This window comes from Lactobacillus sp. ESL1191 (genome assembly GCF_058504435.1).
The window spans coordinates 747,848-770,557 of the sequence record NZ_CP196365.1 but is presented as its reverse complement, the minus strand read 5'-3'; the positions used below and the strand labels follow the sequence as shown (position 1 = coordinate 770,557).

General features: G+C 43.9%; 23 protein-coding genes. 16 read left to right on the top strand and 7 right to left on the bottom strand.

What is annotated here, in order from left to right:
* Positions 1-26 precede the first annotated feature (26 nt).
* Positions 27-149, bottom strand: coding sequence for a hypothetical protein (locus ACSYSN_RS04035; RefSeq protein WP_317636810.1), 123 nt, complete (start codon positions 147-149; stop codon positions 27-29).
* Positions 150-341: 192 nt separating this feature from the next.
* Here ACSYSN_RS04035 and ACSYSN_RS04030 point away from each other — a divergent pair, with 192 nt between their 5' ends.
* From ACSYSN_RS04030 to ACSYSN_RS04010, 5 genes are all read left to right on the top strand, one after another.
* Complete coding sequence (locus ACSYSN_RS04030) at positions 342-2,582, top strand: RelA/SpoT family protein (protein ID WP_491712855.1); 2,241 nt, start codon at positions 342-344, stop codon at positions 2,580-2,582.
* Positions 2,582-3,019 (top strand): D-aminoacyl-tRNA deacylase, encoded by a 438-nt coding sequence (gene dtd / locus ACSYSN_RS04025; protein WP_491712854.1) that lies wholly within the window; start codon positions 2,582-2,584, stop codon positions 3,017-3,019. Before ACSYSN_RS04030 ends, dtd begins: the two co-directional genes overlap by 1 nt.
* 279 nt (positions 3,020-3,298) lie before the next feature.
* The gene (gene hisS, locus ACSYSN_RS04020; RefSeq protein WP_491712853.1) at positions 3,299-4,585 is read left to right on the top strand and encodes a histidine--tRNA ligase; all 1,287 of its coding nucleotides are present in this window, start codon (positions 3,299-3,301) and stop codon (positions 4,583-4,585) included.
* A gap of 2 nt (positions 4,586-4,587) precedes the next feature.
* On the top strand, positions 4,588-6,435 hold the full coding sequence (gene aspS / locus ACSYSN_RS04015) for an aspartate--tRNA ligase (protein WP_491712852.1): 1,848 nt from the start codon (positions 4,588-4,590) through the stop codon (positions 6,433-6,435).
* Between the two features lie 20 nt (positions 6,436-6,455).
* Positions 6,456-6,956, top strand: a complete 501-nt coding sequence (locus ACSYSN_RS04010) for an NUDIX hydrolase (RefSeq protein ID WP_491712851.1) — start codon at positions 6,456-6,458, stop codon at positions 6,954-6,956.
* 55 nt (positions 6,957-7,011) lie between these two features.
* On the opposite strand, the gene tpx is transcribed toward ACSYSN_RS04010, so the two are convergent.
* Positions 7,012-7,506, bottom strand: coding sequence for a thiol peroxidase (gene tpx, locus ACSYSN_RS04005; protein WP_491712850.1), 495 nt, complete (start codon positions 7,504-7,506; stop codon positions 7,012-7,014).
* 85 nt (positions 7,507-7,591) lie between these two features.
* Positions 7,592-8,779, bottom strand: coding sequence for an aminotransferase class I/II-fold pyridoxal phosphate-dependent enzyme (locus ACSYSN_RS04000; RefSeq protein ID WP_491712849.1), 1,188 nt, complete (start codon positions 8,777-8,779; stop codon positions 7,592-7,594).
* A gap of 151 nt (positions 8,780-8,930) precedes the next feature.
* Between ACSYSN_RS04000 and msrB the strand changes: the two genes are divergently transcribed.
* Positions 8,931-9,362 carry a peptide-methionine (R)-S-oxide reductase MsrB gene (gene msrB / locus ACSYSN_RS03995; RefSeq protein WP_491712848.1) on the top strand — a complete coding sequence of 144 codons (432 nt, stop codon included), beginning with the start codon at positions 8,931-8,933 and terminating at the stop codon, positions 9,360-9,362.
* Positions 9,363-9,397: 35 nt separating this feature from the next.
* On the opposite strand, the gene ACSYSN_RS03990 is transcribed toward msrB, so the two are convergent.
* From ACSYSN_RS03990 to ACSYSN_RS03980, 3 genes are all read right to left on the bottom strand, one after another.
* Positions 9,398-10,276, bottom strand: a complete 879-nt coding sequence (locus tag ACSYSN_RS03990; protein WP_491712847.1) for a YitT family protein — start codon at positions 10,274-10,276, stop codon at positions 9,398-9,400.
* Between the two features lie 101 nt (positions 10,277-10,377).
* Positions 10,378-10,920, bottom strand: a complete 543-nt coding sequence (gene msrA, locus ACSYSN_RS03985) for a peptide-methionine (S)-S-oxide reductase MsrA (protein ID WP_491712846.1) — start codon at positions 10,918-10,920, stop codon at positions 10,378-10,380.
* A 53-nt stretch (positions 10,921-10,973) separates the two neighbouring features.
* Positions 10,974-11,801 carry a pyruvate, water dikinase regulatory protein gene (locus ACSYSN_RS03980; RefSeq protein WP_491712845.1) on the bottom strand — a complete coding sequence of 276 codons (828 nt, stop codon included), beginning with the start codon at positions 11,799-11,801 and terminating at the stop codon, positions 10,974-10,976.
* 189 nt (positions 11,802-11,990) lie between these two features.
* On the opposite strand from ACSYSN_RS03980, the gene rpsU reads away from it, so the two are divergent.
* The 10 genes from rpsU to rpoD all read left to right on the top strand — a co-directional run bounded on the left by rpsU (position 11,991) and on the right by rpoD (position 22,098).
* Positions 11,991-12,167, top strand: coding sequence for a 30S ribosomal protein S21 (rpsU, locus tag ACSYSN_RS03975; protein ID WP_046306945.1), 177 nt, complete (start codon positions 11,991-11,993; stop codon positions 12,165-12,167).
* Positions 12,168-12,315: 148 nt separating this feature from the next.
* The gene (locus ACSYSN_RS03970; RefSeq protein ID WP_491712898.1) at positions 12,316-12,759 is read left to right on the top strand and encodes a GatB/YqeY domain-containing protein; all 444 of its coding nucleotides are present in this window, start codon (positions 12,316-12,318) and stop codon (positions 12,757-12,759) included.
* Between the two features lie 15 nt (positions 12,760-12,774).
* Positions 12,775-13,731 (top strand): PhoH family protein, encoded by a 957-nt coding sequence (locus ACSYSN_RS03965; RefSeq protein ID WP_491712844.1) that lies wholly within the window; start codon positions 12,775-12,777, stop codon positions 13,729-13,731.
* Positions 13,731-14,255: an rRNA maturation RNase YbeY gene (ybeY, locus tag ACSYSN_RS03960; RefSeq protein ID WP_491712843.1), complete on the top strand. Its 525-nt coding sequence runs from the start codon at positions 13,731-13,733 to the stop codon at positions 14,253-14,255. Before ACSYSN_RS03965 ends, ybeY begins: the two co-directional genes overlap by 1 nt.
* A complete protein-coding gene (era, locus tag ACSYSN_RS03955; RefSeq protein WP_491712842.1) occupies positions 14,255-15,163 on the top strand; it encodes a GTPase Era in 909 nt (302 codons plus the stop codon). Before ybeY ends, era begins: the two co-directional genes overlap by 1 nt.
* Position 15,164: 1 nt before the next feature.
* A complete protein-coding gene (gene recO, locus ACSYSN_RS03950; RefSeq protein WP_491712841.1) occupies positions 15,165-15,920 on the top strand; it encodes a DNA repair protein RecO in 756 nt (251 codons plus the stop codon).
* Positions 15,921-16,164: 244 nt separating this feature from the next.
* Positions 16,165-17,082 (top strand): glycine--tRNA ligase subunit alpha, encoded by a 918-nt coding sequence (gene glyQ, locus ACSYSN_RS03945; RefSeq protein ID WP_491712840.1) that lies wholly within the window; start codon positions 16,165-16,167, stop codon positions 17,080-17,082.
* Positions 17,075-19,141, top strand: a complete 2,067-nt coding sequence (gene glyS / locus ACSYSN_RS03940) for a glycine--tRNA ligase subunit beta (protein WP_491712839.1) — start codon at positions 17,075-17,077, stop codon at positions 19,139-19,141. The genes glyQ and glyS overlap by 8 nt, the downstream gene beginning before the upstream one ends.
* 22 nt (positions 19,142-19,163) lie before the next feature.
* Positions 19,164-20,963, top strand: coding sequence for a DNA primase (gene dnaG / locus ACSYSN_RS03935; RefSeq protein WP_491712838.1), 1,800 nt, complete (start codon positions 19,164-19,166; stop codon positions 20,961-20,963).
* A 13-nt stretch (positions 20,964-20,976) separates the two neighbouring features.
* A complete protein-coding gene (gene rpoD, locus ACSYSN_RS03930) occupies positions 20,977-22,098 on the top strand; it encodes an RNA polymerase sigma factor RpoD (RefSeq protein ID WP_491712837.1) in 1,122 nt (373 codons plus the stop codon).
* Between the two features lie 73 nt (positions 22,099-22,171).
* Here the strand turns inward: rpoD and ACSYSN_RS03925 are convergent, their stop codons facing one another.
* Entirely contained in the window at positions 22,172-22,612 is a 441-nt protein-coding gene (locus ACSYSN_RS03925) for an 8-oxo-dGTP diphosphatase (protein WP_491712836.1), read from the bottom strand.
* Positions 22,613-22,710: the final 98 nt, after the last annotated feature.

The window sequence follows — 22,710 nt, the reverse complement described above, 5'->3', positions numbered from 1 at the left end:
CCATTTATTCGAAAGGTAAATCAATATCAGCCGATGCCAGTAATCTGGTGGTCGCTGTTAGTGGTCATACTACCGCTAATTTTCAGTTTACTACGAATACTGACAACGGTTCGAGTTGGCATCTTATTTGTTCTGGTTAATAGCATCATCAGCTATCACGTGGGTAATTTAGTTAAAACAATCAACCTAAAGCGCTACTGGTTGCTATTTTTACCAGTTTGTTTTTGCTTGCTTGTTTTATTTAAGTATGCAAATTACAACTACCTGTTTGGGTTGATTTATTTAATTTTTGAAATTTTTGGCCTGATGGACAAACAAATATACAAATAGAAGGGTCTTTTATGTCGAAATACAAGGAAATGACGCATGAGCAAGTGCTTGCCGCTTGTAAAAAATATATGTCAGCGGAACAAATTGCTTTTGTCGAAAAAGCTTATGACTTTGCCAAAGAAGCGCACCAAGGACAAAAGCGGGCGTCGGGCCAGCCCTATATCGTTCACCCAACGCAGGTGGCAGGCACTTTAGCCAAATTGAGTCTTGATCCGGATACAATTGCGGCGGGTTTTTTACACGATACAGTTGAAGATACATCTGTTACTAATGCCGATATCAAGGCGAACTTTGGTAAGGACGTTGCCTTCATGGTTGATGGCGTCACTAAGTTGAATAAGTACGAATATAAGTCACACCAAGAATTTTTAGCTGAAAATCACCGTAAAATGTTGATTGCAATGGCCAAGGACATCCGAGTAATTATGGTTAAGCTAGCCGACCGGCTCCATAACATGCATACTCTGGAGCACTTGCGCCCTGACAAGCAGCGCCGGATTGCTTCGGAAACAATGGATATTTATGCACCCCTGGCTGACCGGCTGGGAATCGGGACAATTAAGTGGGAACTGGAAGACATGAGCTTTCACTACTTAAATCCCGAGTCCTACTATAAGATTGTTAGCCTAATGAATTCAAAGCGCAGTGAACGTGAAGGGTATATTCAAGATGCAATTAAGACTTTGAAAGCTAGTTTAGATAGTTTGGGTATTAAGTACGAAATATACGGCCGACCTAAGCATATCTACTCGATCTACAAAAAGATGGTCAACAAGCACAAGGACTTTAATGATATCTATGACTTGCTGGCAGTGCGGGTAATAGTTAAAAGCGTTAAGGATTGCTATGCCGTTTTGGGGGCAGTTCATACGAAGTGGAAACCAATGCCTGGACGCTTTAAGGATTACATTGCAGTTCCTAAGGTTAATGGTTACCAATCGTTGCACACTACTATCATTGGTCCTGGTGGTCGACCGCTGGAAATTCAGATCAGGACAGAACAGATGCATGAGATTGCCGAATACGGAGTTGCTGCCCATTGGGCATACAAGCGCGGCAATACAACTGGAGTAGCACAAACAAGTTCAAATGAAAAGTTAGACATGGTGCGGGAAATTCTGGAATTAAAGGATGAAACGCAAGATGCTGGCGAGTTCATGAAGAACGTTAAGAGTGAAATCTTTTCAGATCGTGTTTATGTGTTCACGCCTAAAGGAGAAGTCTACGAACTACCTAAGGGCTCAGTAACACTTGACTTTGCTTATGAAATCCATACTCAGGTTGGTGGACACGCTGTTGGCGCGAAAGTTAATGGTAAGTTAGTGCCACTTGATTATAAGTTAAAAAATGGTGATGTCATCGACATTATGACCCAATCAAATGCTAAGCCCTCTCGTGATTGGGTTGATATGGTCAAAACTTCGCGGGCACGCAATAAGATTCGCCGCTATTTCCGTAATCTTGATCGTGAAAATAGTATTGAACAGGGCGAACAGATGATTAACGACAAGCTACGTCAGCAGGATCTGTCCCCTAAGGAATTTCTGGATAAGGATCACCTTGAACAAATTTTAGAACAGTTAAACTACCATACAACGGATGAAATGTATGCTGCCGTTGGCTTTGGTGACTTGTCGGCAACCAGTGTCGTAAATCGGCTAACGGCCGACCTCCGCCGGGCAGATGAGTTGAAGAAACAGCAGCAGCTGGAAGAAGAAATTTTAAATTCAGGGCAAAAGTCTGCTTCCAAGCCGCAAGACCACAAAAATTCAGCTGCGACGATGAAAATCAAGCATAAGAATGGGGTCATGATTCAAGGAATCAGTGACTTAATGTTACACTTGGCCAAGTGTTGTAATCCCGTTCCAGGCGATGCCATTGTCGGTTACGTGACCAAAGGACGCGGGGTAACGATTCATCGTTCAGATTGCCGCAATATCACTGCCAATGATGGCAGTCAAGGCCGATTAATTGAAGTAGCATGGGAAAATGTGGGCGAAAATAGCGGCCAGACCTTTAATGCCAACATTGAGGTTTTTGGTTATAATCGTAGCCGCCTGTTAAGTGATGTTTTGACCAAACTAAATTCACTTACCCCTAACATTAACAACCTGTCTGGTAAAGTTAATGAAGAAAACATTGCCCATATTTATGCAACGGTTGCCGTTAACAATTCATCTCAACTTGATAGTATTTTGACTAAATTACGCGATATTCCAGACGTTTATGAAACACGGAGGGCAGACAATTAATGCGAGTAGTAATTCAAAGAGTTAACTGGGCTAAGGTGGCAATTGCAGATAAGACCGTGGGCCAGATTGACCGTGGCTACTTACTCCTAGTTGGTCTAAAGGATGGCGATGAACTTGACCAGGTCAGGAAAGCAGCCGCCAAGATTACCAAAATGCGTATTTTTGAAGATGAGCACGGTAAGACTAACCTAGCAATCAAAGAGGTTAGCGGAAAAATCTTGAGTGTCAGTCAGTTCACCTTGTTAGCTGACACCAAAAAGGGTAACCGGCCCAGTTTTACGAAAGCAATGCGGCCGCCTAAGTCAGCTGAATTGTGGGAAGTTTTTAATCAAGAATTAAGGCAAGCTGGTTTAACTGTTGAAACGGGGCAATTTGGGGCAGACATGCAGGTTAGCCTGGAAAATGATGGACCGTTCACGATTGTGCTTGACCAGTAAAATTTGCCAGTAAAATAGCTTTCCAGGTTGACTTTTTACTGGTAAAAATATATTCTAAAAAAGAATTATCAATGACGAAGATTGAAGTTTAGCATTTTTATTTTAGAGACTGCTTCCTAGGGTGAAAAGAGCAGATGAAAACTAACTGTGACCCCTTTATCAGATAATAATCGTTTCGCGAGCGTTATTCGCAGCAAGCAAAAGGTGGTACCGTGCTAATTCAAAGCGCCCTTGATTCATTCAAGGGCGTTTTTTAGTTGTAGTAAAAGGAAGAAATAAATGAGAGTTCAAAGACCAAAAGGAACAGTCGACATCTTGCCAGAGCAGTCTGGCTCTTGGGAACAGGTTGAACAGACTGTCCGCGACTTTTTAAAACGGGCAAATTACCGGGAGATGCGGACCCCGACTTTCGAAAATTATGAAGTTTTTGCGCGATCGAGCGGTGAAACTTCTGATGTCGTCGAAAAGGAGATGTATGACTTCGAAGACAAGGGCGGCCGCCACATCGCCTTACGGCCCGAAGGAACAGCCGGGGTAGTACGGGCCTATGTGGAAGATAAATTATATGCACCAGAAAAGGCTAAGCCCTTTAACGTCTACTACATCCAATCGACTTTTCGTTACGAGCGCCCACAAGCCGGCCGGCAACGGGAATTCCACCAGATTGGTATTGAGAGCTTTGGTGCTAGCAACCCTTTGTCCGATGTTGAAAGCATTATGTTGGGCCACGATTTATTAGCTGAACTAGGGGTAAAAAACTATGAGTTGCACCTTAATACTTTAGGCAATGCCCAGGTCCGGCATGATTACCGTGATGCCCTGGTCAATTACTTTACTCCATTAAGAGACCAACTATCAGATGACTCTAAGCGGCGCTTGGAGAAAAATCCCTTACGCATTTTGGATTCAAAAGATGACCAAGACAAGCGCTTTTTGGCAGCAGCTCCGAAGATCATTGATTACTTAGATGAAGCAACCAAGGCCAACTTTGCCCAGATTACGCAGATGCTCGACCGTTTGGGGATTGACTATGTGATTGATAACGACCTGGTGCGTGGCTTGGACTACTATTCTGGTATTATTTATGAATTCATGGTCGAAGATAAGAGCCTGTGGGAGTCTGCGACGACAATTTTAGGCGGAGGTCGGTACGATAACCTGGTTGAAGAATTCGACGGACCACATACACCGGCTGTTGGCTTTGGCATCGGGGAAGAACGCCTGATGCTGGTCTTAGAAAAGCAAAACCCGCAGTTGTTTGAAGATCAAGGCATTGACTTCTTTATTACCAATATTGGCGAAGGTACTGCAGGTAAGGCCGTTGAGATTGCCCGCATTTTGCGCCGGCAGGGCTTTAGTGCCCAGTATGACGTTGAGCAAAAGAAGCTCAAGGCACAGTTCAAAAAGGCTGACCGGGCCCAGGCCAAATACGTAATTACGTTGGGGGCCCAGGAACTGGCCAACGGTATTTTGAACGTTAAGCGCCTAGCGGATGGTAAAACAGTTGATCTTAACTTAGAAAATGTTGACCAGATGGAAAAAATGATGGAGCAATTGAAGGATTAAAAATGGAAAAAAGAACAGACTACTGCGGTAATATTACTGCTCAATACCTTGATCAAGAAGTTAATTTGTATGGTTGGGTGCAACGAATTCGCAATTTGGGCAACCTTCTCTTTATCGACCTGCGTGACCGTGAAGGGCTAGTACAGGTAGTGGTGAACCATGATTCAGGCCCTGAATTAATGACCTTAGCGGAATCCATAGGGAGTGAGGACGTTATTCAGGTTAAGGGGACGGTAGTGAAGCGGGCCAGTGCCAATCCAGACATGAAAACCGGTGAAGTCGAAGTGACCGCTGACGATATCACGGTTTTAAATAAGTCGCAGAATCCGCCCTTTGAAATCAAGAACGATGCCGAAGTAGGTGAACAATTACGGTTGAAATACCGCTACCTTGACCTGCGGCGTCCTGCACTACAACAGGCAATTATGTTGCGGGCAAAAATCTTGCGCGCCACTCACGAATTCTTCGATGAAAATGGCTTTATCAATATTGAAACTCCGATTCTCGGCAAGTCATCACCAGAAGGTGCGCGGGACTATCTGGTACCATCACGAATTTATCCTGGCAGTTTTTATGCTCTGCCGCAGTCACCCCAATTATTTAAGCAATTGCTCATGGGAGCGGGCTTTGACAAATACTACCAGCTGGCCCGGTGCTTCCGCGACGAGGACTTGCGGGGCGACCGCCAACCTGAATTTACCCAGATTGATTTGGAGACATCCTTTACTGATGAGCAGCAGGTGCAGGATTACACTGAGGGTCTCTTGAAAAAAATCATGAAGGATGTCATGGACATTGATCTCAAAACGCCAATTGCCCGTATTTCTTGGACTGATGCGATGAACAAGTACGGTACGGACAAGCCGGATACCCGGTTTGGGATGGAAATACATGATCTGAGTCCAGTTTTCAAGGACAGTGACTTTAAAGTCTTCGCTGGTGCGATTGCAAACGGCGGTTTTGTCAAAGGGATTGCCGTTAAGGATGGGGCAAAAGCATACTCGCGTAAGCAAATTGAAAAGAAGCAGGACTACATTAAGCGATACCACGCCAAGGGGCTTGCCTGGGTTAAGTATGAAGCGGGAGAATTCTCGGGACCGGTTGCCCGCTTTTTAACCGCTGCGAACAAGTCAGCGTTGCTGGCCGAATTTGGCCTTGAGGGCGGTGAATTGCTGGTCTTTGTGGCTGACAAGTGGAAAGTTTGTTGCGATTCACTCGATTATCTGCGCCGGACATTTGCCAAGGAAACGGGGATTATTCCTAAAAATGTCTTTGACTTTGTCTGGGTGGTTGACTGGCCGCTCTTTGAGTATGATGAGGGCTTTGGCAGATGGATCGCAGCGCACCATCCCTTCACCATGCCAGATGACGAGGGGATCAAGCTTCTTGAAACCGATCCGCACCAAGCCCATGCCCGCAGCTATGACATCGTCATGAACGGAGATGAGCTTGGCGGTGGGTCAATCCGGATCCACAAGCGGTCAATCCAGGAAAAGATGCTTAAAGCACTGGGCTTCTCTAAGAAACGGGCTTATGAGCAATTTGGTTATCTGCTTGAGGCACTGGACATGGGCTTTCCACCACATGCTGGTTTAGCAATTGGGCTAGATCGTTTTGCTATGTTGCTAGCCGAAAAGGATAACATCCGCGATGTTCTAGCCTTTCCTAAGAATGCCAATGCAGCTGAACCAATGATGCACGCTCCAGCCCCGGTAACGAAACAGCAGCTGTCCGACCTGGGTATTGAGATTGAGAGTAAGTATCAAGATAGTGTGGTTAAGACCAATGCCAGCCTAGAAAAGCAGGCAGAAGAGGAATATGGAACTAACACTGATTGGGACGAAAAATAAAAACAAGAAAGAACAAGCACATGTCATCCAAATATCACCGTGCCTTTGGCTGCTACGGAATAATCGCCGACCAGCAAAAGCTGCTGGTTATCAAAAAAACGGGCGGCCCCTATATTAACCGCTACGACTTGCCTGGTGGTAGCTTGGAGGACGGTGAAGCATTGACTGAAGCGGTCGTGCGCGAGGTTCGTGAGGAAACCGGATTAACGGCTTTAGCGTTTAAGCAAGTTGGAGTTACATCCTTTAAATATCCATGGGATTATGAAAGTTGGCACTACAACCAGCACATCTGTGTGTTTTATGATATTGAGCAGACTAAGGGAAATGTTCAAGCCAGCGTGGACCAGTTTTCTGGTCAGGATTCGTTAGGCGCCCTCTGGGTGCCTCTAACGGACTTGACCATTGCCAATTCGTCACCGTTGGCTTTAAAGGCTAAAGAATATATACTTCAGCCTGCAGGATTTAGTTTGAAAGACCAGTCCTTTACAACTTGGCAAGTATTAAGTAAACCTATTTTTTAAGCAAGTAAAAAGCGGTTAGGGTAAATACCCTAACCGCTTTTTCTTTTTAAAACAACTACTTCAAGCTGTCTAAAAAGGTTAAAGCTGCATCGTAGTTTGGTTCATTAGTCATTTCTTGAATCAATTCTTGGTAGAGTACCTTCCGGTCGGCATCAACAATCCAAATACTTCTGGCATCAATTCCGGCAGCTTCAACGTAGAGCCCCATCTTTTTACCGAAGTCGAGCTCCTTGTCCGACAACAATTTCATTTTTTTCACGCCTTCAGCAGCACACCAATTCTTCTGTTCATCAGTGGTGTTAGTTGAAATGGTGTAGAAGTTGATGCCATCATACTTGTCAACTTCACCATTAAATCGCTTAGTTGAAATACTGCAAACGCTCGTATTAATATTAGGCACAACACTAATGAGGGTCGGCTTGGTAATCAGGTTGGTCGCACGCTGAATTGAACCATCGGCCACGGTTAAGTTAAAGTCTGGTAATTTATCTCCCACTAGCGGTGGTTGACCATTAGTTGCTAGCTTCTCTTGTCTCATAGTAATTTGCATAATTGATCCTCTCTTAAAACAATAAATTTCTCTAAGTAAAGTTTAAACTACTAGCTGAAATAAACCCAAAAATAAGCTCTTTAAGTTATAGACTCTGCTTAACATAGTTGGTAATCCGGTCAACTGCGGTCTGCAACTTTTCTTCTGATGAGGCATAGGATAAGCGGACATATCCTTGTCCGCCCGCACCAAAGTAGCTTCCTGGAACTACACCAACCTTAGCCTTAGTAGCAAGATCGTTGGCAAAGGCAACATCATCACTACCAAAAGCGCTTGGAATCTTGGCAAAAATATAGAAGGCGCCCTCTGGGACAGCCATTTCAAAACCATTTCGTTCTAGACCAGTTTGAACAATATGCAACCGTTTGCCATAGGTTGCACGAGCTGCGGCATAGTCTTTTTCACCAGTTTTTAAGCCCTCGATTGCAGCCGCTTGAACATTATCGGTAACCGAAGTAATGAGGAATGAGTTGATCTTAATAATCGCTTCCATTATTTCCGCTGGACCGGCAATGTAGCCGATCCGCCAGCCCGTCATGGCAAAACTTTTTGATAGGCCGGATACGAGAATCGTGCGGTCCGGAATAATTTGGGTAAGTGAATAGTGCTTTTTGTGGTCGTAAGTTAATTCGGCGTAGATTTCATCACTAACAGCGTACAGGTCATATTCAGTGATAACCTGGGCTAAAGCTTTGAGTTCACTCTGCGCATAAACTCGGCCAGTTGGGTTAGAAGGATCGGTCAAAACAACTGCTTTAGCCCCGTTACCTTCGTTTTCCAAAGTCTGAGTTAATTTTTCTGCTGTCAAGATAAAATTGTCAGCAGATGTATCTACTTGGATAGGTACTCCTCCTGCCATCTTAATAATGCCAAAGTACACTTCCCAAACGGGGGTTGGTACGATAACTTTATCGCCCTGATTGAAGAGTGCCATAAAAGTGACATTTAAACCGCCGGAAACGCCAACAGTTGCACAGATTTCATTTTTAGGATCATAGGAAACCCCAAGACTCTTTTGAAGATATGTGCTAACTGCCGTTAAATAGGTCATCTTCCCAGCTTCCGGGGCATAATGCGAATCATTATTTTCAATGGCGGTAATTGCAGCTTGCTTAATGTGTTCAGGCGTATTCAAGTCAGGTTCACCAACAGTCAACATGATTATCTCCGGAATTTGAGCAATGTCTTTGCTAAAAGAACGAATCTGCGAAGAAGGCAAATTTTTGATCTTAGAATTAATCTTTCTCGATAAATTTGGGCTTAATTTTGGCATAGTTACAGTTAACCTTTCTATTATTTTGTACTGAAATAATTATAACCTAGTTTTACCAAAAGTGAGTTTTAAGATAACATTAATTTATGAGACCGCTAACCCAAGTAATTACGTAAAGTTTGCTATAATTATGGTAGGTGGTGATAGCAAAATGGAACAAGCAAAGAAAAAAGAAAAATTGCAGCAACTAACAACAGAGCAGCTTGAGGTAACGCAACATGGAGCAACTGATTACCCGTTCCAGGGTAAGTATGACAACTTCGATCAAAAGGGCATCTATGTCGATGTGGTATCGGGTGAACCGCTCTTTTCTAGTACAGACAAGTATGATGCTGGTTGCGGCTGGCCCAGCTTTACTAAACCGATCGCCAAGTTGATATACCGGCGCGACCAGTCGCACAACATGGAAAGAACCGAAGTTAAGAGTCCTGATGCTGACTCTCACTTGGGACACGTCTTTAACGATGGGCCAGTTGATCGTGGCGGCTTAAGGTATTGTATCAACTCTTCAGCATTGGACTTTATCTCATATGAACAACTTGCTGAACGCGGTTATGGTGAGTATAAGCAATTATTTGAATAACCTTAAAAGTGCACCTCCATTGGAAGTGCACTTTTTTAGACAATTTCTTGTTCTTTGAAGCTACCGTATACGCGTTCAACCTCAGTAACGCTCATAAATGCGTAGGGATCGCTTTTTTTGACAATCTGTAAGATGTCGTACATATCATAGCGGTCAATCACCGTGATTAAAACCTTCTTTTCAATATGGCTGTATGCTCCTTCAACATCGTGAAAAATAGTGATACCGCGATGCATTTTTTCTTGGACACCATCAATAATCGCCTGGGGTTGCTCAGTTACAATGGTTACCTGCATTTTTTGATGTTGGGTGTAAATCGTATCAATGACCCGACCGTTGATAAAGATGGTCAGAGCCGAATAAAGAGCACGCGTCCAACCAAAAGCAAAGCCTGCTGCGGCAATAATCACTAGGTTAATTAAGATACTGACTTTACCATAGCTGGTGCCCGTTTTCTTTTGTATCACGATACCAATAATATCAAGGCCACCGGTCGAGATGCCGTTTTTTAAGGCAAACCCGGTTCCCAGACCATTGATCATGCCACCAAAGATGGCGCAGACCAAAGGATCAATATGCATGTCCACCGGGTGAATCAGGCGCATCATTAAGGAACCTAGAATAACGGTAATAATAGTAAAGAAGGTAAACTTATGGCCAATCTTAAACCAGGCTAGTAGCAATAAGGGAACATTCAGGGCGAAGTACATGGTCGAAGTGGTCAAGGTTACCGGCAAAAAACGTTCACTCATCGTGTTGACCAGCTGGGCAAACCCAGTAACACCGGAAGAGTACATGTGACCGGGTGCCCAAAAGAAGTTCAAAGCAAACGCAACCGCTAAAGAATAAAAAAATGAAGCTGAAATTTTTGAAAGCAGACTGTAACGTCGGTTGAATGTGTCGAGTTTATCCATTACCTGATAACCTTTTATAAAACTTGCTTAATAAACGTAAATTAGTTTACCAAAAGTTGCTGGAACTAGGCAAAAAACAACCAGTATTTTGATTGTCTACTTTATTTTTGCCAGTTTCTTTTAATAAAGTCGGTCCGTCCACCTGATTCTTCCAGGGCATAACGGGCGGGATTCTTCTTGTAGAAGTCTTGGTGATAGTCCTCAGCAGGATAGAAGGGTTTAGCATGTTCGATTGCAGTAACAATGGGTTGGTCAAACTTCCCACTATCCTGCAAGTTTTGCTTAGACTGTTCTGCTGCAGCTTTTTGGGCTAGTGAATGATAGTAGATGACTGGCCGGTAGCTGTCACCACGATCTTGAAACTGCCCCATTGCATCAGTTGGATCAGTTACTTGCCAATAGTATTGCAGCATGGTTTCATATGAGATTATTTGTGGGTCGTAAGTGATTTCGACTGCTTCCGTGTGGCCAGTTAGACCACTTGCAACTTGTTCATAGGTGGGATTAGGAACATGGCCACCGGTATAACCCGAAACCACTTTTTTAATTCCTGGCAATGAATCAAAGGGTTCTACCATGCACCAAAAACACCCGCCAGCAAAAATTGCGATAGCTAAATTATTTTTTTCTTGTGAATCAGTCATTTCTTTTACCTCATAAAACTTATTCGACGCTAAGACTATCGTCTTAAAGTACGCTATTCCTCAATTCCTAAGTGCTTCATGATTAGGGCCGCCGTTTCCTCGATTGAGCGGTGGGCAACATTAATCACATAGCAGCCTAATTCATCATAAAGCTTTTGAGCCGAATTGAGTTCATTTTTGATTGCATCTGTGTTGGAATACACCGTATCTGGATTTAGCCCATAAGAAATCATCCGTTGCCGCCTAAATTCATTTAAGACGGACAGGTCATTGGTTAGACCAATGATTTTTTTGGCATCAATTTGGTAAATTTCCTTAGGAATATGGGTATCAGGAACTAGGGGAAGGTTGGCCACCTTAATGTTTTTATTGGCTAAAAAGAGTGACAGGGGGGTCTTAGAAGTTCTGGACACGCCTAGGAGAACCACATCAGCTTCTAAAAAGCCCTTGGGATCCTTACCATCATCGTACATCACCGCAAACTCAATGGCTGAAATGCGGTCAAAATACTTCTGGTTCATTTTGTGCTGGGCGCCAACCTTGTTTTGGGGGTGGAGCCCAGTTGTTTTTTGAATTGCTTCCATAGCTGGAGAAAGAATGTCCACGCTCTCAATATGGTGCTCGCGCACGAAGCGGATAATCGGAATTTGCATCTCATCCTTAGCCAGGCTATAGATAATTACCAGGTTAGGAAACTGGACTATTTCGGCAAGTGTTTCAGTTAACTTTTCTTGGTTAAAAATGAAGGGATAGCGCCGGTAATTGACCTGTGCGTCAGGGAATTGGGCCGCAGCGGCCACTGCATTGTTAAAGGCGGTATCGCCAGCAGAATCAGAGATAATAACGATGTTGACTTCTTTTTTTGGTGTTTCTTCAACCATAGTAAGCTCCTTTTTTCTTTTAATTATACAATTTAGCCCCGGTCTTTAACAGATTTAATGTTAATTAAATGAGAAATTGAGCAATCTTTTTAAAAAACATTGCCTCTACGTATTGACCGATTAATTTGGTTTGATATAATTAAGTAAATCCATGACGGCAACGTCAAGAAATGGAAGGAGGGATCACATATGGCCAAGACAGTCGTTCACGAAAACGAGTCTATTGATGATGCTCTTCGTCGTTTTAAACGTTCCGTTTCCAGAAGTGGTACTTTGCAAGAATACCGTAAGCGCGAATTCTACGAAAAACCTAGCGTACGTAGAAAGCTTAAATCTGAAGCAGCTCGCAAACGCAAACATTATTAGTACTTAGAGAAACGACTTCTATCCGTAAAGAATAGAGGTCGTTTTTTAGTCTTAAGCGTTTGTTTACCGTAGATAGTAATTTATTTTTTCTACTAGACGGTAGATTTGCTATAATTTAACTAGATACGCATGGAAAGAAGGGGTTATGGTGAGCTTATTGGAACAGATTACAGCTGATCTGAAGGATGCCATGAAAGAGCGCGATCAGATCAAACTGAACACAGTGCGCCTGATCAAGTCGGCCTTGATGAATGAACAAATCAAGGTTGAACATGAATTGAATGCTGATGAAGAGCTGACGGTACTTAACCGTGAAAAAAAGCAGCGGGAAGAGTCAATTGCAGAATATACCAAGGGTGGCCGCACAGACTTAGTTGAAGAAACTAAAAAAGAGTTGGCGATTGTCACAAATTATTTACCCCAGCAGTTGTCTACGGCTGAACTTGCTAAACTCGTGGCTACAACCATAACTGCAGTTGGCGCCCAGGGGAAGTCTGACTTCGGCAAAGTTATGCAGGCGTTAATGCCCAAAATCAAGGGTAAGGCAGATGGCAAAGCTGCTGCTAAGGCAGTTCAAGATCAATTAAGTTAAGAAAGGGAGCCAAACTTGTCCCAAACCAATTTTATTCCTAGAAATCCAGAAAATATTCAAAAACTAGTTGGAGTAAATGATAGCAACTTAAACCTGCTAGCTGAAAATTACGACATCAGTGTCGTCGATACAGGCAGCCAAATTACCATTGCGGGCGATGAAGCCCCAACTAACAAAGTTCTTGCGGTCTTGCGGGCTCTAGACCAGGTCGTGAGCGCCAATATTAACATTAGTGCCCCTGACGTAGTTAGTGCAATGAAAATGGCAGATAAGGGGACTACCGAATATTTTCCTGACCTCTACCAGCAAATTTTAATTCGGGATGCTAAAGGCCGCCCGGTTAGAGTCAAAAATATGGGCCAGAAGTGGTACGTTGAAGCCATTGCCAAAAATGATGTCGTCTTTGGCATTGGGCCAGCTGGAACTGGTAAGACTTTCATTGCGGTTGTCTGTGCCATTGCAGCCTTTAAGCGGGGTGAAGTTTCACGCATTGTGTTGACCCGACCAGCTGTTGAGGCTGGTGAGTCCTTAGGCTTTTTGCCGGGAGACTTGAAGGAAAAAGTCGATCCCTACTTGCGACCAATCTATGACTCCCTCTATGCCATTTTGGGGACCAACACCACCGACCACTTGATGGAACGCGGCGTGATTGAAGTTGCGCCGTTAGCCTACATGCGTGGCCGGACTTTAGATGATGCTTTTGTTATCTTGGATGAAGCCCAAAATACCACTGATGCGCAGATGAAGATGTTTTTGACGCGGCTGGGCTTCAATTCCAAAATGATTGTCAATGGCGATATGACTCAGGTTGACTTACCTGGCCGGCAGCACAGTGGCTTAATCGATGCACAGCACATTTTAAAGCAAATTAACCAGGTCAAATTTATTCACTTTTCTGCGAATGATGTTGTGCGTCACCCGGTTGTTGCCAAGATAATTAACGCTTATGAACAGGAAGAAGAACAAAGTTGATGACCCCACTTGATATTACTTATAATGACGAAGTTGGCTTTTTGCAAGATCAGGAGCACGATTGGCAGAACTGGATTGACGAACTACTCTTACTTGCCAAAAAAGAAGTAGCCCCCGAAACCAATTTGGAAATGAGCGTTAACTTTATCGCTGAAGCACGTAGTCAGGCAATTAACCGGGAATATCGCGGGCAAGATCGACCGACCGATGTTATCTCGTTTGCCATTGAAGATGGTGAAGACCAGCTTGATCTGGCTTTTTTTGGCCAAGACGCGGATTTTTACCAGGACATCGGCGATTTATTTTTGTGTCCTCCAGTAATTAACCGGCATAGTAAAGAATATGGGACGGGGTGGGACCGTGAATTTGGCTATACCCTAGTTCACGGCTTTCTGCATTTAAACGGTTATGATCATATTGACCCAAATGAAGCAAAGGAAATGTTTGGTATCCAGGGGAGCGTCCTAGAAAAGTACGGACTTCCCCTGTATCCAGACCAGTTAGACCAAGGTAGAGGTAAATAATGGCTGAAAACAAAAAAAATAAATCCGGTTTTGTAGCGCTAGTTGGGCGCTCCAATGTAGGCAAGTCGACGTTAATGAATTATCTAGTGGGACAAAAGGTAGCGATTACTTCGAATAAGCCGCAAACAACCCGGAATAAGATTTCTGGTATCTACACGACCGCCAACATGCAGGTTGTTTTTGTTGATACACCTGGTGTTTTTAAGCCACACTTGGAACTCGATCAATACATGGACCAGGCCAGTCTGTCTGTTCTTAACGGCGTCGATTTAATTTTGTTCATGGTTGAACCAGAAGAGATTGGGGCAGGAAACGAATATATTATCGAGCTTTTGAAGAAGACTACGGTACCGGTGCTGCTTTTGATTAACAAGGTCGACCAGGTCCACCCCAACGAATTACTCCCATTAATCGATGCTTACCGCCACCTAAACATCTTCAAGGAATTCTTGCCCATTTCAGCTACTCAGGGGATCGGTATTACGGACTTAACTCAGGTGCTGTACAAGTACTTGCCAGAAGGACCCAACTACTATGATCCTGACCAAATTACCGACCGACCAGAATATTTTATGGTGGCTGAATTAATTCGCGAGCAACTACTCCAACTAACTGCTGAGGAAGTCCCTCATGCTGCGGCCGTTTGGGTTGAACGGATGAATCAACATGAAAAGAATAAGCTACAAATTGAGGCGACGATTTATGTTGAAAAAAGCGGGCAAAAAGGGATTATTATTGGCAAAGGAGGCAAAATGCTCAAGCAGATTGGCATTAATGCGCGCAAGCAAATTGAAAATTTGTTAGGTGAAAAGGTCAATCTCCGTTTGTGGGTCAAGGTCCAGCGCAACTGGCGTTCGGATCCGCGGTTTTTGAAGCAGATTGGTTATAGTAAAAAGGATCTTTCGTGAAATGGCACGTGAACTGAAGGAAGTTCAGGGGATTGTTTTTAAGCGGCAAAAGTACCATGAAGCGGATTTATTAGCAAAAATCATGACCCAAAACAACGGCATCATTACTATGATCGCCCGGGGAGCTTTGAAGCCAAAGTCAAAGTTGAGCGCCGCTCTGCTCAATTTTTCTTATGGAACTTACGTGCTTTATACCTCAGGCCAAGGGCTCAGCACGCTACGTACCTACAAAAACATCAAGCAATTTGACGGGCTTTTTAGCGATTTGACTAAAAATGCTTATGCCTCATTCATCCTTGACCTCATTGACCACGCCTTTACTGAATACCAAAGTTTAGGTAAATACAATGACTTGGCTGTTTTTGCCCTGCAAAAAATCGACCAGGGGGCAGATGCCGAAATGATTACCCAAATAGTACAGATGCAGTTGCTAGCAGCTTACGGCGTTGAACCAGAATTGCGCCACTGCCTTGTTTGTGGCCGTGACCAGGGGGACTTCGATTACTCGATTAAGCAGGGGGGGATCTTATGTAGCCAGCACTTTTTTACAGATGCTGATCGCCTACATTTAAATCCCAAAGAAACAGCGGTTCTAAGAACAATTGGACTGCTCCCGTATGAGCGCCTGGGTTCAATCCAAATCAGTAAGAATATCAAGCACAGTACCCGCAAGGCAATCGATCGGATCTACCAAGATACAATTGACCTGAATCTGAAGACCAAGAAATTTTTAGATGAATTGAATTTATTAGTCTAGTGCTTTAGATTACTAGACTAATATGATAGAATATTCTTGTGTTTTGATAATGATGAGGAATTTAAAAAGTACCAGTTTAAGCGAGTGTCAGTTAGTGTAAGGACACCTGGGAAGAGGCACCTCTAGTCAAGCGAATTAAGAGCAGGGAAGATATTCCCTGAATTAGGGTGGAACCGCGATTGAATCGTCCCTATGCAGCTGTTGCATAGGCTTTTTTTATGCCTGATGCAGGGAGGAATTAACAATGACAAAGAAAAAATTAACTATTCAAGAAATGATTTTTAAATTGGAAGAATTTTGGTCTTCCAAGGGCTGCTTGGTGATGCCTTCCTACGATGTTGAAAAGGGGGCAGGTACAATGAGTCCCTATACCTTTTTACGTGCAGTCGGGCCCGAACCTTGGGCAGCTTGCTATGTCGAGCCCTCAAGACGACCTGCAGATGGCCGCTACGGGGACAATCCGAACCGGTTATTCCAACACCACCAATTTCAGGTGGTTATTAAGCCTGCTCCAGCAGATATTCAACAGTATTATTTGGATAGTCTGCAAGTATTAGGCATTAACTCGCTAGAGCATGACATTCGGTTCGTAGAAGACAACTGGGAAAATCCGTCAATGGGATGTGCCGGAGTAGGTTGGGAAGTTTGGTTGGACGGCATGGAAGTTAGCCAGTTCACTTATTTCCAGGTAGTCGGCGAATTAGAGGTTAAGCCCACGATGAGTGAAATCACTTATGGACTTGAGCGGCTGGCCTCCTATATTCAAGATGTAAATTCCGTTTTTGAGCTGCAGTGGAATGACAACGTGCTCTACCGTGACATTTTTAAGGAAGCTGAATATGAAAATTCCAAGTATGCTTTTGAAAAATCTAACCAGGCTGATCTCGTGGAATTTTTTGATATTTATGAACGAACAGCTAAAGAATTAATCGGGTTAAGCTTGGTACAACCAGCTTACGACTATATTTTAAAATGTTCACATACCTTTAACTTGCTAGACGCACGCGGAGCAGTCTCCGTGACCGAACGTGCCGGTTATTTGGCCAGAATTAGAAATCTGGCTCATGAAGTAGCAGCGGCTTATGTTGAAGAACGTGAAAAACGTGGCTTCCCACTGTTAAAGAATGCAGAAGATAAGAAAGCAGGTCTTGATTATGACTAAAGACTATTTGTTTGAAGTTGGTATAGAAGAGATGCCAGCTCACGTGGTAACCAGCAGTGTTAATCAGTTGGCAGCCAAAACGAAAAAATTTCTCCAGGAAAATGGCTTAGCCTTTAAAGAAATTAAAACCTTTTCAACGCCGCGGCGGCTAACCATCCTGGTTGAAGACTTAGCAGAAAAGCAGGATGATATTGATGAGGTCAAAAAGGGCCCCGCAAAAAAGATTGCGCTCGACGCGGAGCAGAATTGGACTAAGGCGGCTCAAGGCTTTGTTCGCGGTCAAGGGATGACGACGGACGATATTTACTTCGAAGAACTCAAGGGAACTGAGTACGCCTACATTCATCTCCAAAAAACGGGTAAAAGGGCCAATGAAATTCTTATGGGGATGAGCGATGTAGTTAAGGCGCTAACTTTTCCGACTAAGATGCGTTGGGACTCACAGGACTTCGAGTTTGTGCGACCACTGCACTGGTTAGTTTCCTTGTATGGTAGCGAAGTAATTCCCGTTAAAATTCTGGATATTACGGCCGGCCGTAAAACCGAGGGCCATCGCTTCTTAGGCGATTCGGTTGTCTTGGCTAACGCCGGGGACTACCAGGATGCACTTAAAGACCAGTTTGTAGTTGTAGATGCGAATAAGCGCAAGGAAATGATTGTGGACCAGATGAAGGATCTGGTCCAGCAAAATAACTGGAAAATCAAACTTGACCAGAACCTGCTTGAAGAAGTGACCAACCTGGTGGAATACCCCACTGTTTTTGCCGGTTCCTTTGATGAGAAGTATTTGCAGATGCCCCAAGAAGTACTGATCACCTCAATGAAGGATAACCAGCGCTATTTCGAGGTCTATAACCAGGCAGGGCAATTGATCAACCACTTTATTTCAATCCGTAATGGTAACCGGGACTTTTTAGATAATGTTGTTTCCGGTAATGAAAAGGTGTTAGTTGCTCGACTTGATGACGCCCAATTCTTTTATGATGAAGACCGTAAATATCCGCTGAGCCATTTTGTCCAAAAATTAGCTAATGTATCCTTCCATGACAAGGTTGGATCAATGGCCGAAAAAATGCAGCGCGTGCGCATCATTGGTGAATTCCTGGCCCAGCGGTGGGAACTGGACGAGCAAACATTAGCTGACTTTGATCGGGTAAGTGAAATATACAAGTTTGACCTTGTAACCCAAATGGTCGGTGAATTTGCGGAACTTCAAGGCGTCATGGGTATGCACTATGCAAGTCTGGCCGGAGAAAAGGCTGACGTCGCTTTGGCAATTAAAGAGCACTACATGCCGAAAACGGCAGAAGGTGAACTACCACAGTCGGTGGTTGGCTCGTTATTGGCAATTGCAGACAAACTGGATACAATCATTACCTTTTTTGCCGCCGGAATGGTCCCCAGCTCATCCAACGATCCATACGCCCTTAGACGCTATGCCTATGGGATCGTCCGCATCCTGCTGAACCAACAGTGGTCCTTGCCATTCAATGAAGTTCTACCGGAACTAGTGCGTGCTCTTGATGGGCAAACGCCGGCTAAGATGCCGAAAACGGATGATCAGGACGAAGAAATCGCCTCCTTCATTCGCGATCGCATCAACCAGTACCTGCAAAAGAATAAGTTCAAGTATGACATTATCGATGCCGTCCTAGCTTCCAGCCAGCAAGATCCAATTCAGATTTTGGCAGCGGCTAACGTTCTGCAATTACACCATGATGACGACCAATTCAAACCGGTTGTTGAAAGTCTAATTCGGATCAATAACATCTTGAAAAAAGCCCAATACCAAGGACAAACTATGGTTGAGCCAAGGTTGTTTACCAACAGCAGTGAGCAAGAGCTCTACGATGCTGTTGAAAAGCTGCGGACCATCAGTGATTTAACGGATCTGTATGATGCTTTTGTGGACCTCCAACCAATAATCAACCACTACTTCGAAACTAACCTAATTATGGACAAAGATGAAGCACAAAGGAATAACCGGCTAGCGCAACTTAATACAGTGGCTCAGCTGACTGAGCAGCTAGGTGACCTAAGTAAGCTGGTAATTAAATAATTCGACAACAGAAGGTGAACAGATGGCTGGATTAATCCCAGAGCAAACAATTGCTAAAGTCCGTGATAATATCAATATTGTCAACGTCATCAGCCAATACGTATCTCTTGAGAAGAAGGGTAAGGACTATGTGGGCCTCTGTCCTTTTCACGAAGAAAAAACTCCTTCTTTTACCGTTAACGAGGGGAAGCAATTTTTTAAATGCTTTGGCTGCGGTAAGGGCGGTAATGTGTTCAACTTTTTGATGGAAAAGGAAAACCTGACCTTTCCCGAAAGCGTACAGAAAGCGGCAGATCTAGCCCATATTGAAATTGAGGAATTTGCCCAGCAAAAGGCTAAATATTCCAATGTGCTAATTAAAATTAACGAGGCGGCAGCTGACTTCTATCACCGCGTGTTGGTTTCAACTAATGCAGGTAAACGCGGGCTCGATTATACCCAGGAACGAGATCTCAGTGCGGACATCATCGATCATTTTCGAATTGGCTACGCGCCCAAGCAGAATAACCTGCTTTTGACTTACTTGCGGGGACATCACTATCAGGATAAGGATCTGCTAGATAGTGGTCTCTTTGTCCAAAGCAAAGCGGGGGAAATGTTTGATCGCTTCCGTGACCGGCTGATGTTTCCGTTGACCAATGAAGGTGACTACGTCATCGGCTTTTCCGGTCGCCGACTGACTAAAGACAAGACCAAGGCTAAATATATCAACAGCCCTGAAACCAAGCTCTTTGAAAAGTCTAAGGTTCTCTTTCATTTTGCTGAGGCAAAAAAAGCGGCACGCAGTGAAGGACACTTGATTCTCTATGAAGGTTATCTGGACGTGATTGCAGCCTACAAGGCTGGGGTTAAGTCTGGCATTGCCTCAATGGGAACCAGTCTGACGGACCAGCAAGTGTATATGCTGCGTCGGATTACTACTAATATTATTATCAACTATGATGGTGATGAAGCAGGTATCCACGCTGAGGAGCGGGCGGCCAAAATGTTTGCTCAAACAGGTGGTTTTAACTTGGGAATTGTTGTTTTGCCGGAAAAGTTGGATCCCGATGACTACGTCAAAAAATACGGCAGTGCCAAGTACCTCGATGAAGTTAAGGGTGCACTAACGCCGACCGACTTTTTTTTAAAACGCTTGACGCAAAAATACAACCTGGACAATGACCGAGAAAAACTAGCCTACTTGGATGAGGCAATTAGAGCAATTGCCCAACTACCAAATCCGGTTGAGCAAGATTTATACCTAGACAAAGTAGCCCGAGAACAGAACGTTGCACGTGATTCGCTCAAGGTCAACCTGTTGCGCTATCGGCGCCAAAATAATATGGCTCAAAGACGTAAAACCGTCCCATTAGCAGCAGACCTAGCCGAACAAGCAAATTATGCACCAGCAAGCGAAACAGCGGCCCGGGCTAATGATCCAGTACAAACGCGCTTGCTCTATCTGTTCATGCATTCTGACCACGCGCGTGACTATCTGTTGCAGCAACAGTTTTTGTTTCCCGACCAGGATTACCAGAACTTGGCTGAATTATGGTTAAATTTTTGTGCAGAACAGGAAAAACCAACCGTCAATAGTTTTTTAAATTTCATTCCTGAGCAACTTCAAGGTATAATAGTAAATGCTGAAATGACAGACATGCCCCAGGATTTTTCTGATCGTGAAATTGATGAACAAGTAAACGCCTTAAAAAGACGCCGCGTTAATGCTGAATTGCGTGAGCAGCTAAGCAAGTTGCAGGATGCAAAAAGAAAAATGGATACGGAAGAAATTATGGCAATTACGCAGAAAATTTTGCAGTTAAAAAGAATTCAGGGTTAAAGGGGGGCTTATTGTGGTAGAAAAGAAAAAAACCAGCAAAAAAGAAGAACTATCTTTAGATCAGCTAGTTAAACAGGTGGTCAAAGACGTTAAAAAGGATAAGGCGATTACCGAAACCGAGTTTGTTGACCGTCTAGTCACACCATATGATCTAGAAGGTAAGGCCGTTGACCAACTGGTACAAGAGTTTGAAGATAATGGCATCAGTATCGTAGACGACCAGGGCGAACCTTCTAAACTTGCTCTAAAAAAACAAAAAGACGTTGAAAAAGCAGAATTAAAGGATATGTCGGCACCATCGAGTGTCCGCATGAATGATCCGGTCCGCATGTACTTAAAGGAAATTGGACGGGTACCGCTACTTAAAGCGGACCAAGAAATTTCTCTGGCCAAGCGTATTGAGAAGGGCGATGAAGAAGCCAAGCAAGAATTAGCTGAGGCTAACTTGCGTCTGGTTGTTTCAATTGCTAAACGCTATGTCGGACGTGGAATGTCTTTCTTGGACTTGATCCAAGAAGGAAATATGGGACTAATGAAGGCTGTAGACAAGTTTGACTATAGTCTCGGCTTCAAATTCTCAACATATGCTACCTGGTGGATTCGGCAAGCGATTACCCGTGCGATTGCCGATCAAGCCCGGACAATCAGAATTCCCGTTCATATGGTTGAAACCATCAACAAGTTAATTAGGATCCAACGACAGTTACTGCAAGATTTGGGCCGAGAACCAACACCAGAAGAGATTGGTGCTGAAATGGACATGCCAACCACTAAGGTGCGCGACATCTTGAAGATCGCGCAGGAGCCCGTCTCACTGGAAACCCCAATCGGTGAAGAAGACGATTCACACTTGGGTGACTTTATCAAAGACAAGGATGCAACCAGTCCAGAGCAACATGCTTCCTATGAGATGCTTAAGGAACAACTGGAACAAGTGCTTGATACGTTGACCGATCGAGAGGAAAATGTTTTGCGCCTGCGTTTTGGCCTTGATGATGGTCGAACTAGAACTCTGGAAGAAGTCGGGAAAGTTTTTGGTGTTACCCGTGAACGAATTCGGCAAATTGAAGCCAAGGCTTTGCGCAAGTTGCGCCACCCAAGTCGCTCCAACCAACTGCGTGACTTTTTAGATTAAAAATGCCAAAATCTTAACCAAAAAAACTAGCTGTTCAATCAGCTAGTTTTTTGGTTTGCTACTAAATTTACTACTAAAATAGCTCGTCACGCTCGCCATCGAGTAAATGTTCTTGCCGCGTTTGATCGAAATATACCAGGAGGTCGCGGTCAAAGTTTTCAGCCAGTTGGTGAGTAAGCAGTTCTTCCTGGGTCATCCAAGTTAGGTTACCTTCAGGGGAAGACTTGACTGTTCCCTGAAATTTAGTTGCAATGTAAAAGAAGACTAGATAGCGCTGGTTCTGGTCATCATAAAACTGTTTAAGCCCGCAAAGACGGGGATCCGTGATGGTTAAATTGGTTTCTTCTTTAACTTCACGCACGACAGCATCATGAAAGGATTCATGAGCTTCAACGTGGCCGCCGGGAAAGGTCAGTCCCGGCCAGGTAGGATCCTTGCGGTCTAAAACCAAAATTTGGTGATTGGCGGTAATCATACACATGTTGGTTAGAGTCACACGTTCGGTTCTGTCCATTATTGAATATTTCCTCTCTACTTAATTAATTATTAATTATATGCTAACACAAGTTAAAAAGACCGGGGACGATTTTTTCGCCCTTTAGCTAGCAGAGT